Source organism: Mycobacterium sp. 852014-50255_SCH5639931, from assembly GCF_001665605.1.
Lineage (GTDB): Bacteria > Actinomycetota > Actinomycetes > Mycobacteriales > Mycobacteriaceae > Mycobacterium > Mycobacterium paraffinicum.
In genome coordinates, this window is sequence record NZ_LZSV01000024.1 from 133360 (window position 1) to 158955 (window position 25596).

Consider the following 25596-nt stretch of genomic DNA (forward strand, 5'->3'; position numbering starts at 1 on the left):
GTGGGTAGCGCGGAGCTGGTCGACGTTGTCGTGGTCGGCGCCGGGTTCGCCGGCCTCTACGCCCTGCACAAGCTCCGCAGTCAGGGACTGTCCGTGCGGGTCCTGGAGGCGGCGCCCGAGCTGGGAGGCACCTGGTACTACAACCGATACCCGGGGGCGCGCTGTGACGTCGAAAGCGTCGATTACTGCTATTCGTTCTCAGATGAACTGCAGCAAGAGTGGAACTGGACCGAGAAGTACGCCGCCCAGCCGGAGATCCTCGCGTACCTGAACTGGGTGGCCGACAAACTCGACCTGCGCCGCGACATCACATTCCGCAGCCGCGTCGTCGCCTCGGCGCTCGACGAAACCACGCTGCGCTGGGTGGTTACCACCGACGGCGATGACGTGCTGTCCGCCCGGTTCTGCCTGATGGCGACGGGCCCGCTGTCAGCCGCTCTGACGCCGAACTTCCACGGCCTCGATTCGTTCGCGGGCGAGATCTACCACACCGCCGCGTGGCCACAGCAGCTCGTCAATTTTGCGGGAAAGCGGGTCGCCGTTATCGGCACCGGTTCGTCTGGCATTCAATCGATTCCGATCATCGCCGAACGCGCCAAGCATCTCTTTGTCTTCCAGCGCACGCCCAACTACAGTGTCCCGGCCGGCAACAAGCCGCTGAGCCAACGGGAACTCGACGATATCAAGGCGAACTACGCAGAACGGCGGCGGCTCTCGTGGCGCAGCAGCGGCGGGTCACCACACATTACGGCGCCGAAGCCGACGATGGAGTTCACACCGGACGAACGTCGCGCGGCGTTCAATAAGCGTTGGCAGCTGGGCGGCGTGCTGTTCTCAAAGACGTTCCCCGACCAGATGACAGACTTGGCGGCCAACGACGAGGCCCGACAGTTCTACGTGGAGAAGGTGCGCGCGGTCATCGACGACCCCGCGCTGGCGGACCTGCTTATTCCCAATGATCACCCGATCGGTACGAAGCGGATCTGCACCGACAGCAACTACTTCAGCACCTTCAACCGGCCGAACGTGTCGCTCATCAGCGTGCGCGACACACCGATCGAATCCGTCGACACCACCGGGATCAGAACCGCTCGCGCGCACTACGACGTCGACATGATCGTGCTGGCAACGGGTTTCGACGCCCTCACCGGTGCGTTGGCCAAGATCGACATCATCGGACGCGGCGGTCATCGCTTGCGGGACGACTGGGCCCAGGGACCGCGCACCTACCTGGGGCTGGGCGTCGACGGATTTCCCAACCTGTTCCTGATCTCCGGTCCCGGGGCGCCCGCAGTGCTGGCGAACATGGTGCTGCATGCCGAGGCGCAGGTCAATTGGACCGCCGCAACAATTGCTTACCTCGATGACCACGGGTTGGCCGCGATCGAAGCGACCCGCGATGCCGTCGACGGCTGGGGAGCCGAATGCGCCCGACTCGCCGGGGCCACGCTGTTCACCAAGGCGGAGTCCTGGTACATGGGCGCCAACGTGCCTGGAAAGCCAAGGGGATTCATGTTATTCGTCGGCGGCTTCGCGACCTATAACGACATCTGCGACGAGGTGGCCAGGGCCGGTTACCCGGGCTTCGATCTGGTTAAGATGCCGCGATGAAAAGACTGCTTGGCAAGGTAGTGTTGGTCACCGGCGCCGCCAAGGGCACGGGACGGGTGCATTGTCAGCGCTTCGCCGACGAGGGCGCAAATGTGATCGCGCTCGATGCCGCCGCGACGAGCGACGAGTTGCTCGACACTGCAAGGGATGTCGAAAGCCGCGGTCGACGCTGCGTGATGGGCGTTGCCGACGTGAGCGACTTGGAGGCTGTATCGAGCGCCGTAGCCAACGGCGTCGCGGCACTGGGGCGACTCGACATCGTCGTCGCGAATGCCGGAATTCATCTTGCCGGCGGGCGGACATGGGAACTTGACCCCCAGGACTGGCATCGCACGCTCGACATCAACCTGACCGGCGTATGGCACACGGTCAAAGCCGGCGTACCGCGCATGGGCGAGGGTGGCGCCATCGTGATCGTCAGTTCGACCAATGGTCTTCGCGGGACGCCAAATACCGCGCATTACACCGCGAGCAAGCACGCGGTGGTGGGGCTGGCGCGCACCCTGGCGAACGAGCTCGGGCCTTCCGGCATCCGGGTCAACACTGTTCATCCCGGGCCGGTCGCGACCCCGATGGTTCTCAACGACACGACGTTTCGGCGCTTACGCCCGGATCTCGAAAACCCGACCGCCGCGGATGCCGCGGAGGTGCTGCGGGCGCGCAACCTGTTGCCGGTGCCGTGGGTAGAGCCCGTCGACGTCGCCAATGCGGTGGTGTTCCTGGCCTCCGAGGAGGCCCGCTACATCACGGGCACCCAGCTCGTCGTAGACGCCGGCCTCTCGCAGAAGGCGACATGAGCACGCGACCGGATAAACGGTCACCACGCTCGTGGGGGTGGCGCGATCAACCGTGCTCGCGCGGGCCGCGCACTTCGCGCAGCAAGGGATGGTGGGGATGATGGGAGACGAGGGCAGCGGCGCACCGGCGTATGAACCGCTCGCCCGGTCCGTTCGCCGACTGATTGAGGCGACCATCCGCACCGAGGCCGGCGCCGGTACCGTTGCGGCGGCGAAGACGCACATTGATTGCGCGGTAGAGCAATTGAGCGAAAGCCTCATGCCGGGCTCATTCGGTGTTCGCCATCCGTTCGACGGCCAACCCGTGACCTCCGGCAACGTCATGATTGGCGCACGCAACCCGGTCGCACCTCCGCTGGTAATTCACCGCGACGCCGGTGGTGCCGTATGGACGGAAATCACACTGGGCGCCGCTTACGAAGGGCCTCCGGGACATGTCCATGGCGGAGTGTGCGCTTTGGTCCTCGACCATGTCCTGGGCGCGACCGCGCACCAACCCGGCCGACCGGCCTACACCGGCACGCTCACGCTGCGCTATGTCCGGGGGACTCCGTTAGGTCTGGTGCGGGTAGAAGCGTGGGTCGACCGCGTCGAGGGCGTGAAAACCTTTGCGAAGGGGCAGATCACCGGTAGCCAAGGAATCACGGTCGCCGCGGAAGGCGTGTTCATAACGCCGCGCGGTGACCGTGACTGAGGGATTCACGGGCGATCGGTGACGGCGTCTGCCGAAATCCGATGTTGGTGTTGGTCCACCAATTTCAGCGCACGCGCGGTCTTCGCGGGAGCCGTCAGGACCGCGGTATGCGGCGCCCGGGATCCGCTGTGCTGCGGTGGTGGTGGGGCAGCCTCGGCGGGCTCGTCGAGTTGCGGGTCATCGGTGAGTGGTGACTCTTCGTCCCGGCCGCCCAACCGCAACCGGTTGGTGGCGGCGACGGCGAGGACGGCGGCCGCGGCGGTGCCCAGCCCCTGCGTCCAGCCCAAGGGGCCGACCGGTGTGCAGCCCAGGAGTTGGCTGATTCCCGGGGTGCTGATCATCGCGGTGAATGCTGCGAAGGAGCCGGCGGCGGTGAGTAGCACCAGGGGCGCGTGGGAGTCGACCACGGTCTGGCCGAGCTCGACGCCGACCAATGAGATCAGCGCGACAGTGGATGCCCGCTGCGGTAGCCCGGTGACCGAGGCCATCACCCAGGCCGTCGTGGCGGCGGTGGCGGTGAGCGCCCCCCGCGCGACGACGGTTCGCCGTAGCGCGAGTTCGTCGATGCCGCGGCCGACGCGTTGCACCGGCCCGGCGGGCGTGCTGACGGCGACCGCGGTCGCGGGCAACGCGTCGGTGAGCATGTTGATCAGAAGCAACTGCCGGGTGTTCAGCGGCGACGTGCCGGTGAGGGCCGTCCCGATGACCGAGAAGATGACCTCGCCGGCGTTGCCGCCGAGCAGGCCGGCCACGGCCGCCTGGACGCCGCGCCACAGTCGGCGTCCCTCGTCGATGGCGGCCGTCAGCGTCTCGATGCGGCCGTCGGTGAGGACGAGGTCGGCGGTCGTGTGGGCGGAGTCGCTGCCGCGGGCGACCACACCGACGCCGACGCTTGCGGCCCGGATCGCGGCGGCGTCGTTGGCGCCGTCGCCGACCATGGCGCACACCCGCCCGCCGCGCTCGAGCGTCTGGACGACCTGCACCTTGTTTTCCGGTGACATCCGGGCGAAGATCACCCGCTCGGAGACCGCGCGCTGCTGATCGTGGCGTGACAGCGCGTTCCATTCGGACCCGGTGATCACTTGGTCGGCGCTCACCGACACCCCCAGTTCGCGTGCTATGGCGGTGGCGGTTACGGGATGGTCGCCGGTGATCAGCCGGATGGCCACGCCTCGGGCGGCCAGGTCGGCCAGCAACTGTGGCGCCTGGGGGCGCGGGGTGTCCGAGAGGCCCAGGAATCCTGTGAGCGTCAATCCCGTCTCGCACAATCCGGTGATGCTGTCGGGGTCTTGCCGCAACGCTGCCGCCTGTGCCGCGCTCAGGCGTCGTTGGGCCACCGCGATGGTCCGCAGCCCGGCCGTCGTCAGGGCCGCTACCGCGTCCTCCACCTCCGCGCCGGCTTCCCGGCACGCCGCCAAGACCACTTCCGGTGCGCCCTTCACGGTCAACTGCGTGCCCGTCACCGAGGCCGAAAACGCCCGGCCGGACCGGAACGGCAGGTGCGCGTCGGGCTCGGGTCGTGAACCGGACCCCGCCACCGCGTCCGCCGCCTTGATGATGGCCTCGTCGGTGGCGTGGACGTGGGGATTGCCGTCGTCCGCCGGTGCGGCCTGGGCGGCGCCCCTCAGGACATCATCGCGGGAATGGCCCGCGAACGCGTGCACCTCGGCGACGCGAAGACGGTTCTCGCTCAGCGTCCCGGTCTTGTCGAAGCAGACCACCTCGACACGACCAAGCGCCTCGGCCGCGCGCGGCACCCGCACCAGCGCCCCGCATTCGCCCAGCCGCTGCGCCGACGCGGATTGGGCGAGCGTGGCCATCAGGGGCATGCCCTCGGGGACGGCCGCCACGGCGACCGCGATGGCGCTGCTGAGGGCTTGGCGCAGACCGCCGGCCCGCAGCAGGCCGAGCGCGCCGACCAGGATGCCGCCGCCCGCGCTGAAGGGGAACGCCCGGCGCATCAGCTGGCTGAGTTGATGGTGCAGTCCGACGGTCGGCAGTTCACCGGACGCCAGTTCGGCCGCGCGGCGGCTCTGGGTGTCGGCCCCGACGGCGGTGACCAGCGCGACCGCGGTGCCGGCCACCACGGTGGTACCGGCGTAGATCATGCAGCGTCGCTCGGCCAGTTCGGCCCCGGGCGTGGCCTCGACCTGCTTCTGGACCGACAGGGATTCACCGGTCAGCGACGATTCGTCGACCTCGAGGTCGTGTGCGTCGATCACCCGAGCGTCGGCGGGCACCACCTCGTCGCTGCGTACCTCGATCACGTCGCCGGGCCGCAGCTGCTCGATGACAACTTCGCGGTAGCCGCGCGCGGCGTCGGGCCCCTGGGTGACCACGCGGGCCGGTGGGGTCTGCTGAGCGAGCAGGCGGTTCAGCCGGTTCTCGGCCCGAAGCTGTTGGGCGGTCGACAGCAGCGCGTTCCCGGTCAGCACGGTGCCGACCAGCACCGCGTCGGTCGGTGACCCCAACACCGCGGTGGCCGCCGAACACAATCCGAGGATTGGCGTCAACGGGTCACCGGTCAGCTCGGCGACGGCGGCCCTGGCGAATTCCCACGCCGCGGCGGGGAACCGTGCGCCGTCTTGCGCGGAATCCGGCGCGGTAGAAAGGTTGTCGGGATCGCCTAGCGCCGCCAGCACTTCGCGGACCCGCTCTGGCGACATCGCGTGCCACTCGAACGCGGGCGCGGGCCGGGGCACGGGCGTGCGAATCGTGCCGAGCGCCAACAAGTATCCCGACAGCAGCCCCGCGACGGCGCCGACGGTCACCGGGCCGGGCCCGCGCAACCGGCGGACCCCGGGCACCATGAACAACGCGCCCAGCGCCGATGCGCCCACTGAGATCGCGATGCCCTGCTGGCTCGCCCTCCTGGCCGCCGGTAACGCATGCAGCACCCGCCACGCTCCGGCCAGGTCGTCGAGCATCAGGTCGGCAGTCCAGGGCGGCGGAGCATCCGCGTCCGGCCTTATCCCCAGCGCCACGTCGGCGCCCGAAAGGGCTTGCGCGCCAAATGAAGACAGAACAGCAACGGTATGCCCGTCCCGTTGCAGCGCGGACACCGCATCGGCGAGCGCGCCTTCGATGTCGCCGCCGCCAACCGCGTGGACGTCATCGAAGGCGGGACGCAGGTCACCGAGCAGGTCGGTGTCAACGGACACCAGGCGCGCACCGGAGTCGCGCGCGCGGGTGATCAACGCCGACGCGAGAGGGTGTGGGGCCGGAGCGATGAGCGCCTCTACCGCCCCGCCGCCATCGACTTCGTCGTTGGAGGTCGCGGAAATCCGGTGCCAGCCCGGGGCCGGGCCGTCGTCGAGCAGCTCCTGCGCAGCGGCCCAAGCCGTCGGCAAGTCGTCGTCGCGCGCGCCGCGGACGCGGACCACGCGCATCTGAGCGCCACAGAGCACTCGCGGATCGATCAGCAGTGCATCTACCTTGTCGAGCCGGCGCAGACTTTCCGGCCGCAGCGGAAGCACCGCGTGCCGGTCTGCCAAGCCTCGCCCGAGCGTGGCCGCGAACGCCTCATGCGTGGTGCGCATCGCCTTCGGCGAGGCCGCCAGCGCCGCGTTCGACGCCATGGTGACGTTGCGGGTGATGCCCCCGGTCAGGCTGACGCCGATCATCTGCACCCACGCCACGCGCTTCCCATGGCGTTCGATAGGACCGGCCGGTGCGGGAACCGGGCGCAGGGAACGGTGCAGCTCCGACTCGTCGGCATGCCGGGCCAACTCCGGCTCATAACGGGCCCACGCCCGCGCCGCGGCCCGGCACTCGGCGGCCTTGAACGCCTGCATCGCCAGGTCGACTGAGAGCTTCGCCGGCGACAGCGTGACAACATGCGCGGCGGTGCTGAACACCGACAACGCGGTGTCCGTTGCACCGGGGCCGATCCCGCCCTCGACCAGGCGACGCAGCCACGGTTGATGATTCGCGATCGCCGACACGGCCTCGACGGCGATCGGGGCCGCCGGCATCCGCAACGCCCGGCCCGCGACCGCGACCGCGAACCCGGCCGCGTTGACGGCCACCATCGCGCCGCGGGTGGCCAACAGCAGCCCGTCACCGGGCAAGCTGTCGGCACGCGTGGAATCGCTTACACCGCAGGCACGTTCGGCGTCGTCGAGCGCGGAGAAGAGCGCGTCGAGCGACACGCCGTCGTCGATCTCGACGACCACCCGCGACAGCGGACGGTTCAGGCTGACCTGCGTGACGCCGGGCTGTGCCCGCAGCGCATCAACGGCGGCGCGCCCACGTGCCGCACCGTCCGTGCCGTCGAGGCCGCGCACCTCGATCCACACCCGACCGTCGCCGCGGCCGCACCGCCGGGTCAGCGTGGAGCGGGAGAGCTCACCCGAGAGCACCTGTGCGCCCACCCGGACCGGCAGCGCGACAACGTCGAGGCCGGCGGTCGCCAGCCTGCCGACCGCGTCGCCTAGTCCCGCGGCGGCCCCGAGTCCCGTCGACACCACCCGCAGAGGTGAAAGCTGTCGCACGCGCAACCCCTTTCACGCACGTGACGAATGGATGCTTCGCGGTTTTCCGCGAGGAAGGCCGCCGACCGACGCTGGCCGCGACTGCAAACCCGACCAACCTAACCCGCGGTCAAGGGGCCAGCAACTTGAGATGGATCCGCGTAAAGAACATGTAAATAGTGATCGCGGCTGTTAGGGGGTTTCGATCAAAATGTTCGGGTCGCCTGATTCATAGATTGAGCAAACCCCCATGGGCCGTTGCGGTTACCCCGCTACGGATTGAAGCCCGTCAGCCCTTGATGCTCAAGCCGTCCGCCCTAGCGTGTGGGGGGCTGGTAGTGTCCGCTGCCGCGATCCCGACGATGAGGAGCAACCATGACCGACCTCGACGAGTTGGCGGCTCGGCTGCGCCGGCTCGAGGACGAACGCGATATCGCGCGGCTGATCGCCTCGTACGGTCCGGCGGTCGACGCAGGGGATCCCGATGCGGCCGCGCGGTTGTGGGCGCACGACGGAATCTACGACGTCGACGGCTGGCGCATGGAGGGCCGGGCGGAGGTGCACGCCATGGTGAGCTCGTCGGCCCACCAGAACCTGGTGGCGAAGGGATGCGGCCACTTTCTCGGGCCCTGCGTCGTCACGGTCACCGGCGACTCGGCAGTGGCGGTGTGCGAGTCCTTGGTCCTGGTTCGCGACGGAGAGGGTTATCGCGTATGGCGTTGCGCCGCAAACCACTTCACGCTGCGGCGGATCGACGGTCAGTGGCGGATCGACGTCCGTACCACCCGTGTCCTGGACGGCAATCCCGACGCGCACGACCTGTTGAGCAGAGGCCTGGCCGGGTCGGTCTAGTCCTGATGGTGGCGACCCGCTTCGCCCGGCTAAGCCGCGCTCGCGAATCCACTAGCGCGAGAGAAACGCCAGCACGGTGCTCTCGAACGCCTCCCGGGCTTCGATCATCGCCCAGTGGCCGGAGTTGGGGAAGATGTGCAGCTCCGCGTTGGGGATGGTGCGCATCGGGATGAGCGCCATGTCCGGCGGGCTTACCCGATCGTCGCGTCCCCATGTCAGCAGGGTGGGCGCGGTCAACTTGTGCATGACGGCCCATGGCAGCGGGCGGTCGGAGGCGGCCATCGCGGCGTTCATGGCGGCGAAGGCCGCCTTCCCGTACATGCGGCGCGCGGCGGCCAGCGTGGCCGGGTCGGTGGCCAGCTCCCAGCGTTCCTCGACGAGTTCCTCGGTGATCAGCGCCTGGTCGTAGACCATCGACTTGAGCCAGTCCACCAGCCGCTGGCGGGTTGGGTCCTCGACGAACTCCTGCAGCAGCCGGATGCCCTCGCTGGGGCTCGGGCTGAAGATGTTGGTCCCGATGCCGCCGATGGTCACCAACCGGTGGACGCGGTCCGCGTTGTGGGTGGCGAAGTTGATGCCGACGCCGCCACCCATCGAGTTCCCGACAATGTGCACCCGCTGGACACCGAGCGCGTCCAGGAACGGTGACACGGTGCCGAAGGCGGTGACCATCGGGTGGCCGCCGAAATCGTCGCTGACGCCGAAGCCGGGGAACTCCAGGATCAGGCAGCGGAACCGCTCGGCGAACGCGGGCAGTATGCCGCGGAAGTTGCGCCACCCTGTGACGCCCGGTCCCGAGCCGTGCAGGAACAGCAACACCGGAGCGGATTCCGGGCCGCTGTCGTAGTAGCGCAAAGCGCCCTTGGGAGTGCTGATTTCGCGCAGGTCCTGCTGCGTAACGGTGTCTGCCACGGGTGTCACCTTGCCATGCCACGGCGGCGTGGCCCTACAGGGTTGGTGGCTCAGGCCTGGTCGTGCCTGGGCTCGCTGCAATTGAGCAGCTCTTTGAGCGCCGCGGGAAACGCATCGGCGAGGTCCCAGAGGTCGGCAACCAGGTCGGGGCAGGAGATGAGGCCGACGCCGAGTCGGCCGTGGAGCGACATGACGGTGACGTTGAGTCCGGCACCGGCGATGATCGGGCCGAGCGGATACATGGCGTCGACCCGGCAGCCCATGAAGTAGAGCTGTTCCTGCGGCCCGGGCACGTTGGACAGCACCAGGTTGTGCGGCGGCTTGTCGGGCAGCGGGATACGGGGCAGCAGCTTCATCGCGGCGCCGAACATGGTCTGGCCGGCCACCTGCGTCCAGTCCTGCAGCAGGCTGGAACCCATGGCGGCGGCATGGTCCTTGGCCGCGGCATTGCTCTGCGCGATGCTGCTCAGCCGTTCGGCCGGATCGTCGATGTGGGTTTCGAGCCGGCAGAGCATCCAGGTGGTCTGGTTGCGGCCCGGCCGGTCGGATTTGCCCCGCACCGAGACCGGCACGCTGGCCACCATCGGGCTGTCCGATAGTTCGTTGCGGTCCAAGAAGAACTGTCGAAGCGCCCCCGCGCACAGCGCCGTCACCACATCATTGATCGTGACTCCGAACCTGTTCTTGACTTTCTTGAGGTCCTCGAGGTCAAGCGTCGTCAAGGCGACGTTTCGGCGCCGGGTGAACGGACCGTTGAACGCCGTGGGCGGCGCTGCGAAGGGGGCTGCCATCGTGTGCCCGCCGCCGCTGGCGCGGAGCATCGTTTGCGCCAGCGTCAGGGCGGTTGCCGGCACCACTTTGGCAAGGCGCCACGGCCGCAACGCGGCCCCGATGAGGCCGGACGCCGCGATCTGAAGGGGATGCGCCGCGCCCGCGCGGGCGGCGGGTTCGGGCGCCGGGGCGTCAGGCGCGGTGCTGCACAACTGGGCCATCAGGTTGGCCCCGCCGATCCCGTCGATCACGGCGTGGTGGGCCTTGAGGACGACCGACAGCGCGTCGCCGTGCAGGCCCTCGATCACCCACATCTCCCACAGCGGGCGATCACGGTCCAGCGCAAGCCCGGCGACGTGCCCGCAGATCTCCGCTAACTCCCGGGATCCCCCGGGCGCCGGCAGGGCCACCCGGTGGAGATGCCGCGCCAGGTCGAAACCGTCGTCGTCCACCCAGACCGGGTGGTCGAAGTTCAGCTGGTTGTCGGCCAGCTTGAGGCGGAATTCCGGCACCGCGTCCACCCGCGCCGACAGCGCCTCGCGAAATCGGCCGAAGGTGTAGCCCCCGGGCAAGTCACCGGGGTCCAGCTCCAACACGCAGCAAACATTCAACGGCTGCTTCGGGGATTCCAGGTACAGAAAGAACGCGTCTAATCCACTCAGTCGTTGCATTTTCGCTCGTCTCGATTGTGCAGCCATGACCGCTGGTCACGTGACCTGCGCTCAACCCGGGCCCCACCGGGGAACGCAATCACGGTTGACTGCAATCTCTAGGTGTGATTCCTATCTGTAGCCGTTGAGCGGTCTGCGGCAAACATTTGAGCAAGACATTCAACGAAATTGCCACCGACGTTCATCTCGGCGCAGGACTCAGTCGCCGCGAGACTGCCCTGCCATGGTCGACCCGGGCGCCGCCCAGTCGGTCGACACCTTGCGATGCTTGATCAGCCAGGCGTCACCGTGGGGCACCAGGGTGTCGCGATAACGACCGAAATGGTCGAGGCCGATGTTGGTGAGCACGGTGAAGTACGACGAGACCTGCGCCTGATCGGCATCGAGCGCGGTGAACAGCACGTTGGTGAGGTTGTGCCGGACGACGGGCTTGACGCGGGTGCCGGCGGCGACGTTCCCGGTGATGCCGCCGAGGAAGGTGATGATCGCGGATCGGCCGCGCAACGGCTCGAATCCGCGTATCTCGAGGACGCCGTCTGGGCAGAAGGTCTCCGCAAGACCCTCGAGGCGGCCCGCGTCACCGGACCAGTTGTATCGCGCCAACGTCTCGCGGATTCGCTCACGGGCGACCAGTTCCCACGTCTCCACCGTCGTGACTCCTCGCCAGGAGCGCTCTCGCGCTGCGTATCGCCGGGTCTTTGTGTTGGATGACTAGCGTAGGCAGGTGGCGAGCAAGCAGGGGGCGGTCATTACAACAAGCGATCTCACACGTGTCGTCGGCGCCGACATCGAAGTCGAGGTGACGGCGCCGACGACCCTGGAATTCCAGGTCACGGTGGCCCAGCAGCCGGGTATCGACGTCAGCGAGTCGCTGGCGATCACCTTGGACGGCAAGCCAATTCAGCCGCGCGAGATCGTCGGTGAGCACGGCACCAGGATCCATTCCATCGAGGTCGAAACCGGGACCGTCACGCTTTCGTACTCTGCAACGGTGGTCGGACAAGCTGAGCCCCCGCCGGTGCGCGACATCGACTTGATCACCTATCTGCGCCCGAGCCGGTACGCGGAGGCCGACAAATTCTTCGGCTTCGCCGCCACAGAATTCCAGCAGTATGCGACCTCGGAGATGCTGCTCGAAAGGGTCTCGTCGTGGGTGGGTACGCGCCTGAATTACGTTCCCGGCTCCAGTGATCCGATCGACGGGGCCACCGACACGTTGCTGGCGGGCGCCGGGGTGTGCCGTGACTACGCCCACCTGGTGATCGCATTGCTGCGCGCGCTGAACGTCCCCGCCCGGCTGGTGGCGGTCTACGCGCCGGGATGTCAGCCGATGGATTTCCACGCGGTGGCCGAGGCATTCGTCGACGGCGCCTGGCGTGTGGTCGACGCGACGTGCCTGTCGCCGCGGCAGTCGATGGTGCGGATCGCCACCGGTCGTGATGCCGCCGACACGGCGTTCCTGGACAACCACAAGGGTGCCATCACGTTGAACTACGCGACGGTCACCGCGGTGGTGGACGGAGAGCTACCCAAGGATTCGGTCGATCAACTGGTGACCCTTTGGTAGCGGCTCTGAGAAGTCACCTCACGATGTGGGGCCGGAAGCCTTGTGGGGCGGCCGGTGTCACGCCATTGAGATCGAAGACGGCGATCAGGGCCCGCAGCAGGGCGGGGGACCAGTCCTCGAACGGTTGCGCGTCCAGTCGGCTGAGGACTTCATCTCGCAGATAATCGATGCCCGACGGGTGGCGTTGGTCGCTCAACGCGCCAGCTCCCTTCCCGAAGACCTACTGCGTCGACGCTAGGGCCGGGGCGTCGCGCTTGTACAGCTGACTGGTCAAACTCAAATGTGTTTCAAGGGACGCCCCACGCACCACCAACCCGCCATCCGTTCATGCTTATTCCGCACACGGGAATGAATCCCGGCCCGGGGCCGTCACATCACGCATGAAACTGAACGACGCCGCCCGCGATCTGATCGGCAAGGGTGCCGACGCCACCCTGGTCACCCTCAACCCCGACGGCAGCCCCCAGGTCAGCCTGGTCTGGGTCGCTCTGCAGTCGACGCCCGACGGAGACGAACTCGTCACCGCGCACCTCGCCGCCCACAAGAAGGTTCGCAATGTCCGTAACGACCCGCGGGTGGCCGTCACCATCGTGTCGCTCGACGAGCCGAGCGCGGGGATGCGGCCGTACCTCTCGATCACCGGCACGGCACGAATCGTCGAGGGCGGCGCGCCCGAGCTTCTCGAGGAGCTCAACCCGATCCTCGGGGACCCGAACATGAAATTCCCGCCGGACGGCGCGCCGCCCGGGTTCCTGACCCGCATCCGCATCGAAAAGGCCGGCGGCATCGGCCCCTGGGCGTCCTGACCCGGATCGCCACTTCCGCGACGGTCGGTAGCGGAATACAGTGGGTGGGTGACGACGGGCGAAGACGGCAGGCATCTGCGCACCTGCCCCCTGTGTGAAGCCATGTGCGGCTTGGAGATTCAGGTCGACGGTGGCAGGGTCACCAGCATCCGGGGAAACCGCGACGACGTGTGGAGCCGCGGACACATCTGCCCCAAGGGCGTCTCACTTGCGGCGCTCCACGACGACCCGGACCGCATCCGCCGGCCCATGATCAAGGTCGACGGCCAGTGGCAGGAGGTCAGCTGGGACGCCGCGTTCCGCCGCTGCACCGAATTGCTGACGCCGGTGATCGAGAAGTATGGAATCGGGGCGGTCACCGCCTACACCGGCAACCCGCTGGCGCACTCGTTTTCACTGGCCCGGTACGCGGGTGTGCTGATGGGCATGTCCGGCATGCCGATCACGTATTCACCGGGGACGGTCGACCAGTGGCCCAAAAACCTGTCGTCGCACCTGATGTACGGCCTTTGGTGGAACTTCCCGGTGCCCGACATCGAACGCACCGACCTGATGGTGATCATGGGCGCCAACCCCGCCGCGTCGCAAGGTTCCTTGCTGGCTGCGCCCGATGTGATGGGTCTGATCGACCGGATCCGCAAGCGCGGCAAGGTGATCGTGATCGACCCGGTGCGCACGCAGACCGCGGCGCGCGCCGACGAGTGGCTTCCCATCGTGCCCGGGACCGATGCCGCGCTGCTGCTGGCCGTGGCGCACACGCTGTTTGACGAGGGCCTGATCGATCCCGCGCCACACGTCGACGGTGTTGACACGATGCGCCGGGTCGCCGCGGAGTGGCCGCCGGACCGGGTCAGCGCCGTCACCGGCATCGACGAGGACCGCATCCGGCTCTTGGCCCGCGAGCTCGCCGGCACCGAAAAGGCGGTGGTGTACGGCCGAATCGGTCTGTGCAATCAGGAGTTTGGCAGCCTCGCCAGCTGGCTGGTCGACGTCATCAACATCTTGACCGGCCATTTCGACGTTGCCGGGGGAGCGATGTTCCCCAAGCCGGCGGCCTGGTCGATCACCACGCAACCGCTGCCCGGCCTGGAAGGCGGCCTCCCGGAATTCGGCCGCTGGCACACCCGCGTGCGCGGGGCAAAGGAAGTGCTCGGCCAGGCGCCGGTGTCCTGCATGGCCGAAGAGATCGCCACCCCGGGCGAAGGACAGCTCAAGGCCCTCATCACCGTCGCCGGCAACCCGGTGTTGTCCACCCCCGGCGGCGACAAGCTCGACGAAGTCCTGCCGATGCTGGAAGCGATGATCTCCGTTGACCTTTGGCTCAACGAGACGACGCGGCACGCCGATGTGATCTTGCCGGGCCTATCCCCGCTTGAACAACCCCACCACGACGACCTGATCCTGCTTTTTGCGATCCACAGCATCGCGAATTACTCGGCGCCGGTGTTCGATCCGGGGGATCGCCCACACGAATGGGAGATCCTGATCCGGCTGACCGGCCTGTGCACTGGCACGCCGGCCGAAGATGTCGATGTCACGGCCATCGACGACGGCTTCTTCGATTACCTGGCTTTCACCCGCGGCGTCGACGGGGCGGAGATCCGCAAGCTCTACGACCGGGGCGGCCCCGAGCGCATGCTGGACCTCACGCTGCGAACCGGACCCTTCGGGGACCAGTACGGGAAAAACCCGGGCGGGCTCACGCTGGACCTACTGAAGGCCAATCCGAACGGCATCGACTTCGGCCCGATGGTCCCGCAGCTGCCGGACATCCTGGGCACCCCCGACAAGAAGATCCGGCTCGCCCCGCAATACCTGCTCGACGACCTGCCCAGGCTGGCCGCCCGGATGGAACGACCGGCCGAGCCGCTCGTTCTGGTGAGCCGCCGACACCTGCGCTCGAATAACACCTGGCTGCACAACGTGCCGGCGCTGATGAAGGGAAAGGACCGGTGCACTTTGCTGATTCACCTCGATGACGCGGCCCGCTGCGGCATCGAGGACGGCGATGTCGTCACCGTGAAATCGGCCGCCGGGGAAATCAAAGTGCCGGTCGAGGTCACCGACGCGATCAAACCCGGGGTGGTGTCGATGCCGCACGGCTGGGGCCATGGCAAGCCGGGGACCCGCATGGCGGTGGCCAACAGCTCCCCGGGCGCCAACACGAATGTGCTTTCCCTGCCGACGTTTATCGACGAGCCGTCCGGCAACGGCGCGCTCAACGGCATCCCGGTGACGATCATCGACGATCAAGCGCGATTCCGGTCCGCGCAAACAATCTAGGCGCGTGGGTCCGCTGCCCCGGCTTCCCTCTCGCTTGGTTAACCCTAAGTGCAGGACTGTGGTTCATCTCACCTGGATGACACTCCGATGAACCGTTGAGCGGAGCCCGTCGTCGGATTAGGCATGACTGCAACATCGCATCTCACATCCCCATCGTGGGCCGTCCAGCGTGGCGTCGGCGCGCCGCACATCGCCGGCGCCGCGGTGGCCTTCACCTCGCACCGCTACGACCAGGACGAAGTCGCCCGCGAGCTAACCGAATTCGCCGACCCGCGGTTTATGCGCTTCGCGCAGACGACGGGGGTCGATCACCGCAGCCTCGCGCTGCCGCTCTCGCGTTACCCACGGCTGAGTGGCTTCACCGAAGCGAACGATGCCTATCTCGAGGTCGCCGTCGACCTCGGCGAACGCGCCATTCGTTCGGCGTTGGCCGAGGCGGACATCGAACCACACGAGGTGGACACCATCGTGATGGTGTCCAGCACCGGCATCGCGGTGCCCACCATCGACGCGCGGCTGATGACCCGAATCGGGCTGCGGCCCAATGTCAAACGGGTCCCGCTGTTCGGCCTGGGTTGTGTTGCCGGGGCCGCCGGGATGGCGCGTGTGCACGACTATCTGCATGGCTACCCCGGTCACGTGGCCGTGCTCCTGTCGGTGGAGCTGTGTTCCCTCACGCTGCAGCGTGACGACACCTCAATTCCCGCCCTCATCGGTGTGTCGTTGTTCGGGGACGGCGCCGCGGCCGTGGTCGCCACGGGCGCCGACCGAATTCCCCCGGGCCGCAACGGCCGCCGAGCCCCGCGCATCCTCGGGACCCGCAGTGCCGTGGTTCCGGAGACGGTCGACGTCATGGGCTGGAACGTAGGATCGAGCGGGTTTCAACTGGTGATGTCGCGCGACGTGCCGAAGATGGCCGACACCTACTTACGGGAAGAGGTCGACGGTTTCCTTTCCGACCACGGCTTGTCGCTCGCGGACGTCTCTGCCTGGGTGTGTCATCCCGGCGGCCCGAAAGTCCTCGACTCGATCGAGGACACACTGTCGTTATCGCCGGAGGCGTTGATCCACAGCCGAAACTCCATGCGCGACAACGGCAATATCTCCTCGGCATCCGTGCTCGACGTGCTGCGCCGGACCGTCGCGGAGCCGCCGGCCGAAGGAACCTTCGGGGTCATGCTGGCGATGGGTCCGGGCTTCAGCTTCGAGCTGCTGCTGCTGCAGTGGTGAGGGGCGAGGCCGTGTACTACTACCTGTTGATTCTGGCGATCGGCGGCGAACGCCTGATCGAGCTGGCGGTCGCGCAGCGAAACACCAAATGGTCACTCGCGCACGGGGGCAAGGAGTTCGGCCTGGACCACTACCCGGCGATGGTCAGCATGCATGCGCTGCTGCTGGTTTCGTGCGTCGTGGAAACCTGGGCGCTCCGCCGGCCGTTCATTCCGTGGCTGGGCTGGCCCATGCTCGCGATCGTGGTGCTTAGCACGGTGGTGCGATGGCGCTGCGTGAGCGTCCTCGGCAGGCGTTGGAACCCAAGGCTAATCGTGATCCCGGATGCTCCGCTGGTTCGCGACGGGCTCTATCGGTGGGTGCGCCACCCCAATTACACGGCGGTCGCGGCGGAGGTGGCGGCGCTGCCGCTGGTTCACTCGGCGTGGCTGACGGCAACCGTGTTCACCATCGCGAACGCGCTCGTGCTCAGGGTGCGCATCCGGGCGGAGAACGCCGCGTTGGGCCTGGTCTGAGGACTGCCCGCGCGATCAGGGCGCGATGGGGCGATTCGTCCACTCGCGGTCGGGCCGGCGCGACGAGCGGAACCAACCGCCCGCCGCGCCGGTACCGCCGTCGGTCGGGATGGTGTGGCCGGTGACGAAGGCCGCCAAGTCGGAGGCCAGAAACAGGATGGCGTGGGCCTGATCCTCGGGCACGCCCATCCGGCCGACCGGCACCCACTGCGGCCACTGGGTCTGCTCGTCGGCCGACAGCCACTGCGAGTAGGGCACCTGGAGGGATTCGGTGACGTCGGGGGCGATCGCGTTGACCCGCACCCCATGCACGCCCACCTGCACCGCAAGGCTGCGGGTGAACTGGATGACGGCGGCCTTGAAAGCGGCATAGACCGGGTCCTCCGGGTAGCCGCGCAGGCCCTCGACGGAGGAAACGTTGACGATCGCGCCGGCCCGCCGGGCCACCATCGCCGGCAGGAACGCGTGGGTGACCAGGAAGACGTGGTGCAGGTTGATCCGGTACAGCTCGTCCCAGAACTGGGGGTCGGTGTCGACGAAATCTCCCGGATGGCGCAGCCAGTGGCCCACGTTGTTGACCAGAACGTCCACCCGGCCGTAGCGGTCCAACACCGATCGCGCCAGGTCGTCGACCGCATCCGCATCACGGACGTCGGTGACCACCGCCACGGCCGATCCACCCGAGGCCGCGATGTCATCGACGGTGCCCGCGGCAAGTCCGCCGTCGATATCGACGATGACCACGTGTGCGCCATGCTGAGCGAACACCTGCGCGGTGGCCGCGCCGATGCCGCCGCCACCGCCCGTCACCACCGCCACCCGGCCGCCGAGCAGCGACTCAGCGCGCGTTTCGTCACTCATCGCTCATATCTTGGCCCACCGGGCGGAGATCGGCCGGAAATCGGCCAGGCCCAGAGGCGGCAAGCCGCCGGAAACGTCCCTTGTACCCAGCCACCCGCGTCGATAAACCGTGATGTAGCCAACATTCGTGCGACCTTCACCCGCAGTTTTTCCGGGCCATGGAGGGGTACTCCCTGCCCACGTAGGAGGGATTGCATGGTTAGCACCGCCGATCCACGTCGCGTATTGCCAAGTCGCGCAATGAAGCGGCGAATCCACCATCGCCACAGTCCGCAAGCGGTCGCGGTCTCGTTGGCCAGCCGCCTGATCGTGAAAAACACCGTGCGCGCGTGGGCAATCACCCCGAACCTGCGCTGGCCATTCGAATACGTCGACGGACTCGCGGGCTTGGCGCCGCGCCTGGGCATCGCAGCTGATATTGAACCGGTGCGGCTGGAAAATTGTGCCGCCGAGTGGGTTTGCGCCCCCGGCGCGTCGACGGATCGGGCCATCCTCTATCTGCATGGCGGTGCGTTCCTGACCTGCGGCCTCAACACGCATCGCTCCGTGGTGACGCGCCTTTCGAAAGCCGCGGACGCCGCCGTGCTCACGGTCGGATACCGAAAGCTGCCCACGCATCAGTTAACCGACGCGATCGACGATGGAATGAGCGGTCTTCGCTGGCTGCAGGATCGCGGCTTCGACGGTGACCAGGTAGTGGTAGCCGGCGATTCCGCCGGGGGATATCTCGCGTTCATGACCACGCTGCTGGCCATCAGCAATGAGCTGATGAGACCCGCGGGGATTGCGACGATCTCACCGTTCACCGACGCCGACCCGGCACGAAAGCTGAAGCACCGCAACGCGCGCAAGTGCTCGATGTTCACGCGCGGGGCTTTATCGATGTTCGCTCAATACCTCAGCCAGGCGCAGCTCTTGGAGGGGCGCGGCGACTCCACCGTCGCCTCACCTGTCGACGCCGATCTCTCGTCGTTGCCGCCGGTGACCATCCACGCCAGCTCGGATGAGTTGCTGCTTCCGGATGCCGAGTTCATGGCAAAGCGCTTGGAAGCCAGCGGAATCCCGTGCGATCTGCACCTATGGGACGGACAGATCCACGACTTCCCGCTGGCGGCGGACATCCTGCCCGAGGGCAGACGGGCCATTCGCTACATCGGGGATTTCATCAAGGACGTCACCGCAGCGCGCGAGTCGTGGCGCTATAGTTTGCACGCCACCGCGGCGGCGGGGTAGCAGAAGCCTCGGACGCGCCTGCGGCGCATGCTAATTCAGCGATGACGAGGCGCGTCCACTACTGATGCCCTCGGATTCGGGCTCCATCAACATGATTTCACGCTGCCCCTGCCAGTCGGGCGGGGGCGTCTCGAGCCGCACCCCACTCTCTCGTCGCCGGGCGGAACGTCCGCTGTGGCGCGCTGCCGCTCCGCGGCAACTGCGGCGGGGTCGTCGTGAGAAAATTATCGTCGCTCTCTCGCATGAACGGTGGGTTATCCGCCGCCCACCCGTCGAACACGGGGGCCAATACGTCGCGTCGTAGCTGGTGGCGAGGCCCCGGCGAATTCGGCGTCCTGATTCTTGCGGCTGCCGATACAGTTGGTCCTGATGAGCCGACCAGCCCCGCCCGTGTTGACCGTGCGGTACGAGGGATCCGAGCGCACGTTCGCCGCAGGCAACGATGTTGCGATCGGGCGTGACCTTCGGGCCGACGTACGCGTGGCACATCCCCTGATCTCCCGCACCCACCTCATCGTCCGATTCGACCAGGGCCGATGGATCGCCGTCGACAACGGCAGCCTGAACGGGCTGTTCGTCAACCATCATCGCGTGCCCATGGTCGACATCCAGGACGGCACGCGCGTCAACATCGGCAATCCGGACGGTCCGGCGCTGACCTTCGAGGTCGGCCGCCACCAGGGCTCGGCCGGGCGGCCCCCGCTGACGACGTCGATACCGATCGTCAACCCAGCCAGCGCGGCGAACCCACAGGTGTCGCAGACCCAGCCGCCCAGCGCGCCCTGGCCCGGCCAGCCCCAGCATTCGCCGTCGGCCGCTTTCCGGCAGCCCACGCATCAGCCCAGCGGACCGCAGCCCGTCCACCCGCCGAGCGGATCGATGCCGAGCCACCCGTCCGCCCCCCAGCCCCGATACCCGACCGGTGGCCAACCGGCGACCCCGCCGAGCGGACCGCAACACGCCCCGCACATTTACCGCTCGTCGCCGATGAATGTCCCCCCGGCCCAGCCGCAGCAGCCGGCCGGGCTGGAGACCGGGCGCGTCGGTGGTGATGCGGCGAACCTCGCGACATCGATGCTGAAGATCCTGCGGCCCGGCAAAGCCGGGCTGGACTCCGCACCGGGCGCGATCAAAATCGGCCGGGCCAACGACAACGACATCGTCATTCCCGAAGTGCTGGCGTCCCGCCACCACGCCACCCTGGTCCCGACGCCGCACGGCACCGAGATCCACGACAACCGCAGCATCAACGGCACTTTCGTCAACGGCGCGCGGGTCGACACGGCGGTGCTCCACGACGGCGACGTCGTCACGATCGGCAACATCGACCTCGTCTTCGCCGGCGGCACGCTGGCCCGCCGCGACGAGAGCGCGACCGCCACCCCCACGGGCGGCCTGGACGTGCGCGGGGTGACCTGGACGATCGAGAACAACAAGACGCTGCTCGACGACATCTCGCTGGGCGCGCAGCCCGGAACGCTGACGGCCGTCATCGGCCCCTCGGGTGCGGGCAAGTCGACGTTCGCCCGGTTGGTCGCGGGATACACGCACCCGACCAGGGGCACGGTCGCGTTCGAGGGCCACAACGTGCACGCCGAGTACGCCTCGCTGCGCAGCAGAATCGGCATGGTCCCCCAGGACGACGTGGTGCACGGACAGCTGACGGTGCAACAGGCGTTGATGTACGCCGCCGAGCTGCGGCTGCCCCCGGACACTACGAAGGACGACAGGGCTCAGGTGGTTGCCCGGGTCCTCGAGGAACTCGAGATGACCCAGCACCTGCACACCCGGGTCGACAAGCTCTCCGGCGGCCAGCGCAAGCGCGCCTCGGTCGCCCTGGAGCTGCTGACCGGGCCGTCGCTGCTGATCCTGGACGAGCCGACCTCCGGCCTGGACCCGGCGCTGGACCGCCAGGTGATGACCATGCTGCGGCAGCTGGCGGACGCCGGACGTGTGGTGCTCGTGGTCACCCACTCGCTGACGTACCTGGACGTCTGCGATCAGGTCCTACTGCTAGCGCCCGGCGGCAAGACCGCCTTCTGCGGGCCGCCCAACCAGATCGGGCCGGCCATGGGCACGACGAACTGGGCCGACATCTTCAGCACGGTCGCGGGCGACCCCGACGGGTCCAAGGCGCGGTACCTGGCGCGCACGGGGCCGCAGCCGCCGCCGCCCCCCGCCCAGCAGCCCGCCGACCTGGGCGACCCGTCGCACACGAGCCTCTTCCGGCAGTTCTCCACGATCGCCAGGCGCCAGGTCCGGTTGATCTTCTCCGACCGCGGCTACTTCGTCTTCCTGGCGGTGCTGCCGTTCATCATGGGTTCGCTGTCCATGTCGGTGCCCGGCACCGTCGGATTCGGCATCCCCAATCCCATGGGCGCCGCACCCAACGAGCCCGGGCAGATCCTGGTGTTGCTCAACGTCGGCGCGGTGTTCATGGGGACCGCGCTGACCATCCGCGACCTGATCGGCGAACGCCCGATCTTCCTGCGCGAACAGGCGGTCGGCCTGTCGACCAGCGCTTACCTGATGGCGAAGGTCTGCGTCTACACGATTTTCGCGGTCATCCAATCGGCGATCGTGACCATCATCGTGCTGCTCGGCAAGGGCGGTCCGACCCAGGGTGCCGTGGCGCTCGGCCGGCCGGGTCTCGAACTGTTCGCCGACGTCGCGTTGACGTGCGTGGCCTCGGCGATGCTCGGGCTGGCACTGTCGGCCATCGCCAAGTCGAACGAACAGATCATGCCGCTCCTGGTGGTGGCGGTCATGTCGCAGCTGGTGTTCTCCGGCGGCATGATCCCGGTAACCGGGCGGCTCGGGCTGGACCAGATGTCCTGGGCGACCCCGGCGCGCTGGGGGTTCGCGGCGTCGGCCTCGACCGCCGACCTGACCAAATTGGTGCCCGGCCCGCTCAGCCCGAAGGACGCCCACTGGCATCACACGCCGGGCGCTTGGTGGTTCGACATCGCGATGCTGGTGGTTATCAGCGTGTTCTACCTGAGCTTCGTCCGCTGGAAGATCCGGCTCAAGGGCGGCTGAGGCGGCGCTCGGTCAGGCTCCCTTGCGGATTGCCTGCTCCGCGGCCGTCCGCATGCGGTCGGACAATTCCAGGAGTGCATGCTCGCCAACGCCCAGCGGCAGGGTGTACGCCAGTTGGCGCAATTCGACGGCATAGTTGCGCATGTCTTCGCGGAGGCGGGTCTCAACACTGGGCATGACTTCTCCCTCAGGCTGCGGCTGGGCAGAGTGCCTGGTCAGCATCGACCGGCCGATGTAAAAAGCTTGGCAGCGATGCCGCGGATCTGCGAGAGCGCCGATACGAATTAACGGGAGTTTGACAGCGTATTTACAGTCGGGACGCGCAGACGATCTCCTCCCGCGCCGAGGGCGACGTCACGACGAAATCCCTGGCGCGATCTCGCCTTGGCGTTACGCTGGCGCTGCTTGGTGGAAAGCCTTTCAGAAAGGCTGCAGAAAGGCAGTGGCGCCGGAATGGATTTCGAACTCGACGCCGGGCAGCGCGCCTGGCTGGCCGAGGTCCGCGAGTTCCTGCACGACAACGTCACCCCGGAGTTGCGAGCCGAGCTCGCCGAGCACGACCTGGAGTTCCCCGGCGGCGAGGTGGCGCGGTTTCGTCGCAAGATCGGGGGGAAGGGCTGGTTCGGGCTGAACTGGCCCCGCGAGTACGGCGGGCTGGGGCTGGGCGCCATCCACCTGCACCTGTTGATGAGCGAATTCGAGTACTGGGGCGTCCCCGGGCCCGACCTGACGGTCACCTCCGTCGCGCCGATGATCATGCGCCACGGCACCGAACGGAACAAAATCGAATGGCTGCCGCTCATCGCCAGGGGCGAAATGGTCTGTGCCGTCGGATATTCCGAGCCCGAGGCCGGAACCGACCTGGCCAATTTGCGCACCAGCGCCTTCCGCGACGGCGACGAATGGGTGATCAATGGCACCAAGATCTGGAACAGCGGCGCCCAGCGCGCCACCCACGAGTGGCTCTGCGTGCGTACCGATCCGAATGCCGTTCGCCATCGGGGCATCTCAGTCATCATCGTGCCGATCGACAGTCCCGGTGTGACGATCAGGCCGCTGTACGCGTGGTCGGGCTATCGCACCAACGAGGTGCACTTCCGTGACGTGCGGGTGCCGGTCACCAACCTGGTCGGCGAGGTCAACCGCGGCTGGACGTACATCACCGGCGCGCTCGACCTGGAACGCGGCGCACTGACCAACGCGGGCGACCTGCATCGCGCCGTTGAGGAGCTGCGTGAGCTGGCGCGGGTGCCGCGCCGAGATGGCACGGTGCCCTCCGACAGCCCGTCGCTGCGGCGCCGGCTCGCGCAGGCGGAAGCCGACGTGGCGGTGGCCACCCTGATGGGCTACGAGGCCGCGTCGATCCTCGACAGCGGCGTCATCCCTTCGGTGGAGGTCAGCGTCGAGAAGATCTTCACCAGTGAACTGCGCCAGCGCATCGCGGTGCTCGCGCTCGACCTGCTCGGCCCGGACGGTTTGTTGGCGCACCGCAGCCAAGAGGCGCCGCTGGGCGGCAAGTTCGAGCGGCTCTATCGGGCCGCGCCCCTGATGCGTTTCGGCGGCGGCACCAACGAGGTGCTCCGCGACATCGTCGCCCAGCGCGGGCACAAGATGCCCAGCTACGGGCGCTGACGGGAACGCACAGTAATCAGATGAAGGCGATACCCACCGCTGAGCAGCGCGAGTTCGCCTCGGCGTTGCGCGCCCTGCTGGCGGCCGAAAGCCCAGTGCCGTTGGTGCGCGCGCTGAACGAACCGGGCGCGGACCGTCGCACCCCGGCGCTGTGGAAAGCGCTGAACGACGCGGGCGTCCTCGGGCTGGCCATCGCCGAGGAATACGGCGGCTCCGGCGGCTCGCTCGACGATCTCGCCGTTTTCTACACCGAGGCCGGACGCGCGCTGTGCCCGACGACGATCCAGAGCAGCATTCAAGCGGCGCTCGCGGTCGACCAGCTCGGCTCCCCGAATGCCAAGGGCACCTGGCTGCCGCCCCTGGCCCGCGGCACCGTTCGCGGCACCACGGCGCTGTGGAGCGCCCGCGACGCGGCCGTGGTGTCGGCTGCCCTCCGCGCCGACCCCGTGTCGGGGCAATGGCGGCTGAACGGCACCGCGGACTACGTCGCCGACGCCGACGTCGCCGACATCATCGTGATTTCGGCTGCGGCGCAAGAACATACGTTCGCTTTCATCGTCGACACCAATGCAACCGGGGTGGTCACGAAACCGCTCGCCATGGCCGGCGGGAACCGGGCGTTCACCGTGCGCTTCGACGACGTCATGGTCCCCGCCGACGCGCTGCTCGGTGACGTCTCCGCCGTGAAACTGCGGCGGTTGGCCAATGCGGCGGTGGCACTGGGATCGCTGGACCTGGTGGGAGTCGGCCAGGCGGTCATCGACCGCACCGTCGAATACACCACGCTGCGTCACCAGTTCGGCCGGCCCATCGCGTCGTTCCAGGCCGCCCAGCACCTGGTCGCGGACATGCACATCGCCGTGGCGGCGGCGCGGCTGGCCGCGCACGCGGCGGTCTTCTGGATCGCACGCGGTCGCACGGCGACCCGGGAGACCGCCATCGCGCGCATGCACGCGGCCGGCGCGGCCAGGCTGATCACATTGGACGCCCACCAATTGCACGGCGGCATGGGATATGTCACCGAAACCGACCTGCATCTGTGGACCGAGCGGGCACGGCGGGGCTCGACGTGGGGCGGCGGGGCGGACGTCGCCGCATCGTGGCTGGAGGAGACCTTGGACTCGGAGGAGCCTGGATGAGCTCGAATGAACACGACAGCTTGATCGATGCCGAATCCGCGTCGCGCGTCGGCACCGTCGCCGCCACGGCGACGGGCGAAATGAACCGGCGTGACTGGCAACGCTGGGCGGCGGCGATCGGTGACCACAATCCGTTATGGTTCGACCCGGACTACGCCAGGACCAACGGCTTTCGTGACATCATCTGCCCTCCGCTGTTTCTGCAGTACGCGGTGCTCGGTGTTACGCACCTCGAGGCACTGCGGCCCGACGGTTCCTCCGGCGCGATCTCGGGCAGCCTCGCCTTTCCGCGCGCTCCCAAGCGCATGGCCGGCGGCGAGAGCTTCACCTTCCACCTGCCGGCCTACCACCGCGACGACATCGAAATGGTGCGCAGCATCGAATCGATCGTCGAAAAGCAGGGCCGCTCCGGCAGATTCGTGTTGGTCACCTGGCGCACGGTATACCGCAACCAGCACCGAGAGCTGCTCGCCGAAGCATCGACTTCGATGATCGCCCGTCCCTAGGAGCG

21 protein-coding genes are annotated in these 25596 nt (G+C 67.8%); 14 read left to right on the plus strand and 7 right to left on the minus strand.

Annotated features, from left to right (window positions below):
• The 3 genes from A5758_RS14705 to A5758_RS14715 all read left to right on the plus strand — a co-directional run bounded on the left by A5758_RS14705 (position 1) and on the right by A5758_RS14715 (position 3102).
• Positions 1–1611 (plus strand): flavin-containing monooxygenase, encoded by a 1611-nt coding sequence (locus A5758_RS14705; protein ID WP_369816441.1) that lies wholly within the window; start codon positions 1–3, stop codon positions 1609–1611.
• Positions 1608–2408, plus strand: coding sequence for a mycofactocin-coupled SDR family oxidoreductase (locus A5758_RS14710; protein ID WP_067741076.1), 801 nt, complete (start codon positions 1608–1610; stop codon positions 2406–2408). Before A5758_RS14705 ends, A5758_RS14710 begins: the two co-directional genes overlap by 4 nt.
• 100 nt (positions 2409–2508) lie before the next feature.
• A complete protein-coding gene (locus tag A5758_RS14715) occupies positions 2509–3102 on the plus strand; it encodes a PaaI family thioesterase (protein WP_067741318.1) in 594 nt (197 codons plus the stop codon).
• Between the two features lie 5 nt (positions 3103–3107).
• Here A5758_RS14715 and A5758_RS14720 read toward each other — a convergent pair whose 3' ends face one another.
• Positions 3108–7595, minus strand: a complete 4488-nt coding sequence (locus A5758_RS14720; protein ID WP_067741079.1) for a cation-translocating P-type ATPase — start codon at positions 7593–7595, stop codon at positions 3108–3110.
• A gap of 354 nt (positions 7596–7949) precedes the next feature.
• Here A5758_RS14720 and A5758_RS14725 point away from each other — a divergent pair, with 354 nt between their 5' ends.
• Complete coding sequence (locus tag A5758_RS14725) at positions 7950–8426, plus strand: nuclear transport factor 2 family protein (protein ID WP_067741083.1); 477 nt, start codon at positions 7950–7952, stop codon at positions 8424–8426.
• 51 nt (positions 8427–8477) lie between these two features.
• Here the strand turns inward: A5758_RS14725 and A5758_RS14730 are convergent, their stop codons facing one another.
• The 3 genes from A5758_RS14730 to A5758_RS14740 all read right to left on the minus strand — a co-directional run bounded on the left by A5758_RS14730 (position 8478) and on the right by A5758_RS14740 (position 11428).
• Positions 8478–9347 carry an alpha/beta fold hydrolase gene (locus tag A5758_RS14730; RefSeq protein ID WP_197503947.1) on the minus strand — a complete coding sequence of 290 codons (870 nt, stop codon included), beginning with the start codon at positions 9345–9347 and terminating at the stop codon, positions 8478–8480.
• Positions 9348–9388: 41 nt separating this feature from the next.
• Entirely contained in the window at positions 9389–10780 is a 1392-nt protein-coding gene (locus A5758_RS14735; protein WP_067741086.1) for a wax ester/triacylglycerol synthase family O-acyltransferase, read from the minus strand.
• A 198-nt stretch (positions 10781–10978) separates the two neighbouring features.
• Positions 10979–11428 (minus strand): nuclear transport factor 2 family protein, encoded by a 450-nt coding sequence (locus A5758_RS14740; protein ID WP_067741089.1) that lies wholly within the window; start codon positions 11426–11428, stop codon positions 10979–10981.
• Between the two features lie 76 nt (positions 11429–11504).
• Here A5758_RS14740 and A5758_RS14745 point away from each other — a divergent pair, with 76 nt between their 5' ends.
• Positions 11505–12347, plus strand: coding sequence for a transglutaminase family protein (locus A5758_RS14745; protein WP_067741092.1), 843 nt, complete (start codon positions 11505–11507; stop codon positions 12345–12347).
• A 13-nt stretch (positions 12348–12360) separates the two neighbouring features.
• On the opposite strand, the gene A5758_RS14750 is transcribed toward A5758_RS14745, so the two are convergent.
• Positions 12361–12543, minus strand: coding sequence for a hypothetical protein (locus A5758_RS14750; protein WP_067209067.1), 183 nt, complete (start codon positions 12541–12543; stop codon positions 12361–12363).
• Positions 12544–12727: 184 nt separating this feature from the next.
• Here A5758_RS14750 and A5758_RS14755 point away from each other — a divergent pair, with 184 nt between their 5' ends.
• The 4 genes from A5758_RS14755 (at position 12728) to A5758_RS14770 (ending at position 17181) form a co-directional block, all read left to right on the plus strand.
• Positions 12728–13153 (plus strand): PPOX class F420-dependent oxidoreductase, encoded by a 426-nt coding sequence (locus A5758_RS14755; RefSeq protein WP_067741095.1) that lies wholly within the window; start codon positions 12728–12730, stop codon positions 13151–13153.
• Between the two features lie 48 nt (positions 13154–13201).
• A complete protein-coding gene (locus tag A5758_RS14760) occupies positions 13202–15436 on the plus strand; it encodes a molybdopterin-dependent oxidoreductase (RefSeq protein WP_082939700.1) in 2235 nt (744 codons plus the stop codon).
• A 123-nt stretch (positions 15437–15559) separates the two neighbouring features.
• Positions 15560–16666 carry a type III polyketide synthase gene (locus A5758_RS14765; RefSeq protein WP_082939701.1) on the plus strand — a complete coding sequence of 369 codons (1107 nt, stop codon included), beginning with the start codon at positions 15560–15562 and terminating at the stop codon, positions 16664–16666.
• Positions 16660–17181 carry an isoprenylcysteine carboxyl methyltransferase family protein gene (locus A5758_RS14770; protein WP_231987324.1) on the plus strand — a complete coding sequence of 174 codons (522 nt, stop codon included), beginning with the start codon at positions 16660–16662 and terminating at the stop codon, positions 17179–17181. The genes A5758_RS14765 and A5758_RS14770 overlap by 7 nt, the downstream gene beginning before the upstream one ends.
• A 15-nt stretch (positions 17182–17196) precedes the next feature.
• Here A5758_RS14770 and A5758_RS14775 read toward each other — a convergent pair whose 3' ends face one another.
• Positions 17197–18042, minus strand: coding sequence for an SDR family NAD(P)-dependent oxidoreductase (locus tag A5758_RS14775; protein WP_067741098.1), 846 nt, complete (start codon positions 18040–18042; stop codon positions 17197–17199).
• Positions 18043–18237: 195 nt separating this feature from the next.
• Between A5758_RS14775 and A5758_RS14780 the strand changes: the two genes are divergently transcribed.
• Together A5758_RS14780 and A5758_RS14785 are read left to right on the plus strand one after the other, a co-directional pair.
• A complete protein-coding gene (locus A5758_RS14780; protein WP_067741101.1) occupies positions 18238–19275 on the plus strand; it encodes an alpha/beta hydrolase in 1038 nt (345 codons plus the stop codon).
• Between the two features lie 369 nt (positions 19276–19644).
• A complete protein-coding gene (locus A5758_RS14785) occupies positions 19645–22314 on the plus strand; it encodes an FHA domain-containing protein (RefSeq protein ID WP_082939707.1) in 2670 nt (889 codons plus the stop codon).
• Positions 22315–22326: 12 nt separating this feature from the next.
• Here A5758_RS14785 and A5758_RS26070 read toward each other — a convergent pair whose 3' ends face one another.
• A complete protein-coding gene (locus A5758_RS26070; protein WP_197503948.1) occupies positions 22327–22491 on the minus strand; it encodes a hypothetical protein in 165 nt (54 codons plus the stop codon).
• A gap of 276 nt (positions 22492–22767) precedes the next feature.
• Here A5758_RS26070 and A5758_RS14795 point away from each other — a divergent pair, with 276 nt between their 5' ends.
• From A5758_RS14795 to A5758_RS14805, 3 genes are read left to right on the plus strand one after another with little or no spacing between them, the layout of a single operon-like run.
• Positions 22768–23946, plus strand: a complete 1179-nt coding sequence (locus A5758_RS14795; RefSeq protein WP_067741107.1) for an acyl-CoA dehydrogenase family protein — start codon at positions 22768–22770, stop codon at positions 23944–23946.
• A gap of 20 nt (positions 23947–23966) precedes the next feature.
• Complete coding sequence (locus A5758_RS14800; protein ID WP_067741110.1) at positions 23967–25085, plus strand: acyl-CoA dehydrogenase family protein; 1119 nt, start codon at positions 23967–23969, stop codon at positions 25083–25085.
• The gene (locus tag A5758_RS14805; protein WP_067741113.1) at positions 25082–25591 is read left to right on the plus strand and encodes a MaoC family dehydratase N-terminal domain-containing protein; all 510 of its coding nucleotides are present in this window, start codon (positions 25082–25084) and stop codon (positions 25589–25591) included. The genes A5758_RS14800 and A5758_RS14805 overlap by 4 nt, the downstream gene beginning before the upstream one ends.
• Positions 25592–25596 lie beyond the last annotated feature (5 nt).

What these genes read in the sequence shown, in the direction of transcription:
- A5758_RS14755 (WP_067741095.1), top strand. Translation starts at nt 12,728, where the DNA reads ATGAAACTGAACGACGCCGCCCGCGATCTGATCGGCAAGGGTGCCGAC.
- A5758_RS26070 (WP_197503948.1), bottom strand. Translation starts at nt 22,491, where the DNA reads ATGCCCAGTGTTGAGACCCGCCTCCGCGAAGACATGCGCAACTATGCC.
- A5758_RS14800 (WP_067741110.1), top strand. Translation starts at nt 23,967, where the DNA reads ATGAAGGCGATACCCACCGCTGAGCAGCGCGAGTTCGCCTCGGCGTTG.
- A5758_RS14710 (WP_067741076.1), top strand. Translation starts at nt 1,608, where the DNA reads ATGAAAAGACTGCTTGGCAAGGTAGTGTTGGTCACCGGCGCCGCCAAG.
- A5758_RS14735 (WP_067741086.1), bottom strand. Translation starts at nt 10,780, where the DNA reads ATGCAACGACTGAGTGGATTAGACGCGTTCTTTCTGTACCTGGAATCC.
- A5758_RS14780 (WP_067741101.1), top strand. Translation starts at nt 18,238, where the DNA reads ATGGTTAGCACCGCCGATCCACGTCGCGTATTGCCAAGTCGCGCAATG.
- A5758_RS14785 (WP_082939707.1), top strand. Translation starts at nt 19,645, where the DNA reads ATGAGCCGACCAGCCCCGCCCGTGTTGACCGTGCGGTACGAGGGATCC.
- A5758_RS14805 (WP_067741113.1), top strand. Translation starts at nt 25,082, where the DNA reads ATGAGCTCGAATGAACACGACAGCTTGATCGATGCCGAATCCGCGTCG.
- A5758_RS14795 (WP_067741107.1), top strand. Translation starts at nt 22,768, where the DNA reads ATGGATTTCGAACTCGACGCCGGGCAGCGCGCCTGGCTGGCCGAGGTC.
- A5758_RS14765 (WP_082939701.1), top strand. Translation starts at nt 15,560, where the DNA reads ATGACTGCAACATCGCATCTCACATCCCCATCGTGGGCCGTCCAGCGT.
- A5758_RS14725 (WP_067741083.1), top strand. Translation starts at nt 7,950, where the DNA reads ATGACCGACCTCGACGAGTTGGCGGCTCGGCTGCGCCGGCTCGAGGAC.
- A5758_RS14715 (WP_067741318.1), top strand. Translation starts at nt 2,509, where the DNA reads ATGGGAGACGAGGGCAGCGGCGCACCGGCGTATGAACCGCTCGCCCGG.
- A5758_RS14775 (WP_067741098.1), bottom strand. Translation starts at nt 18,042, where the DNA reads ATGAGTGACGAAACGCGCGCTGAGTCGCTGCTCGGCGGCCGGGTGGCG.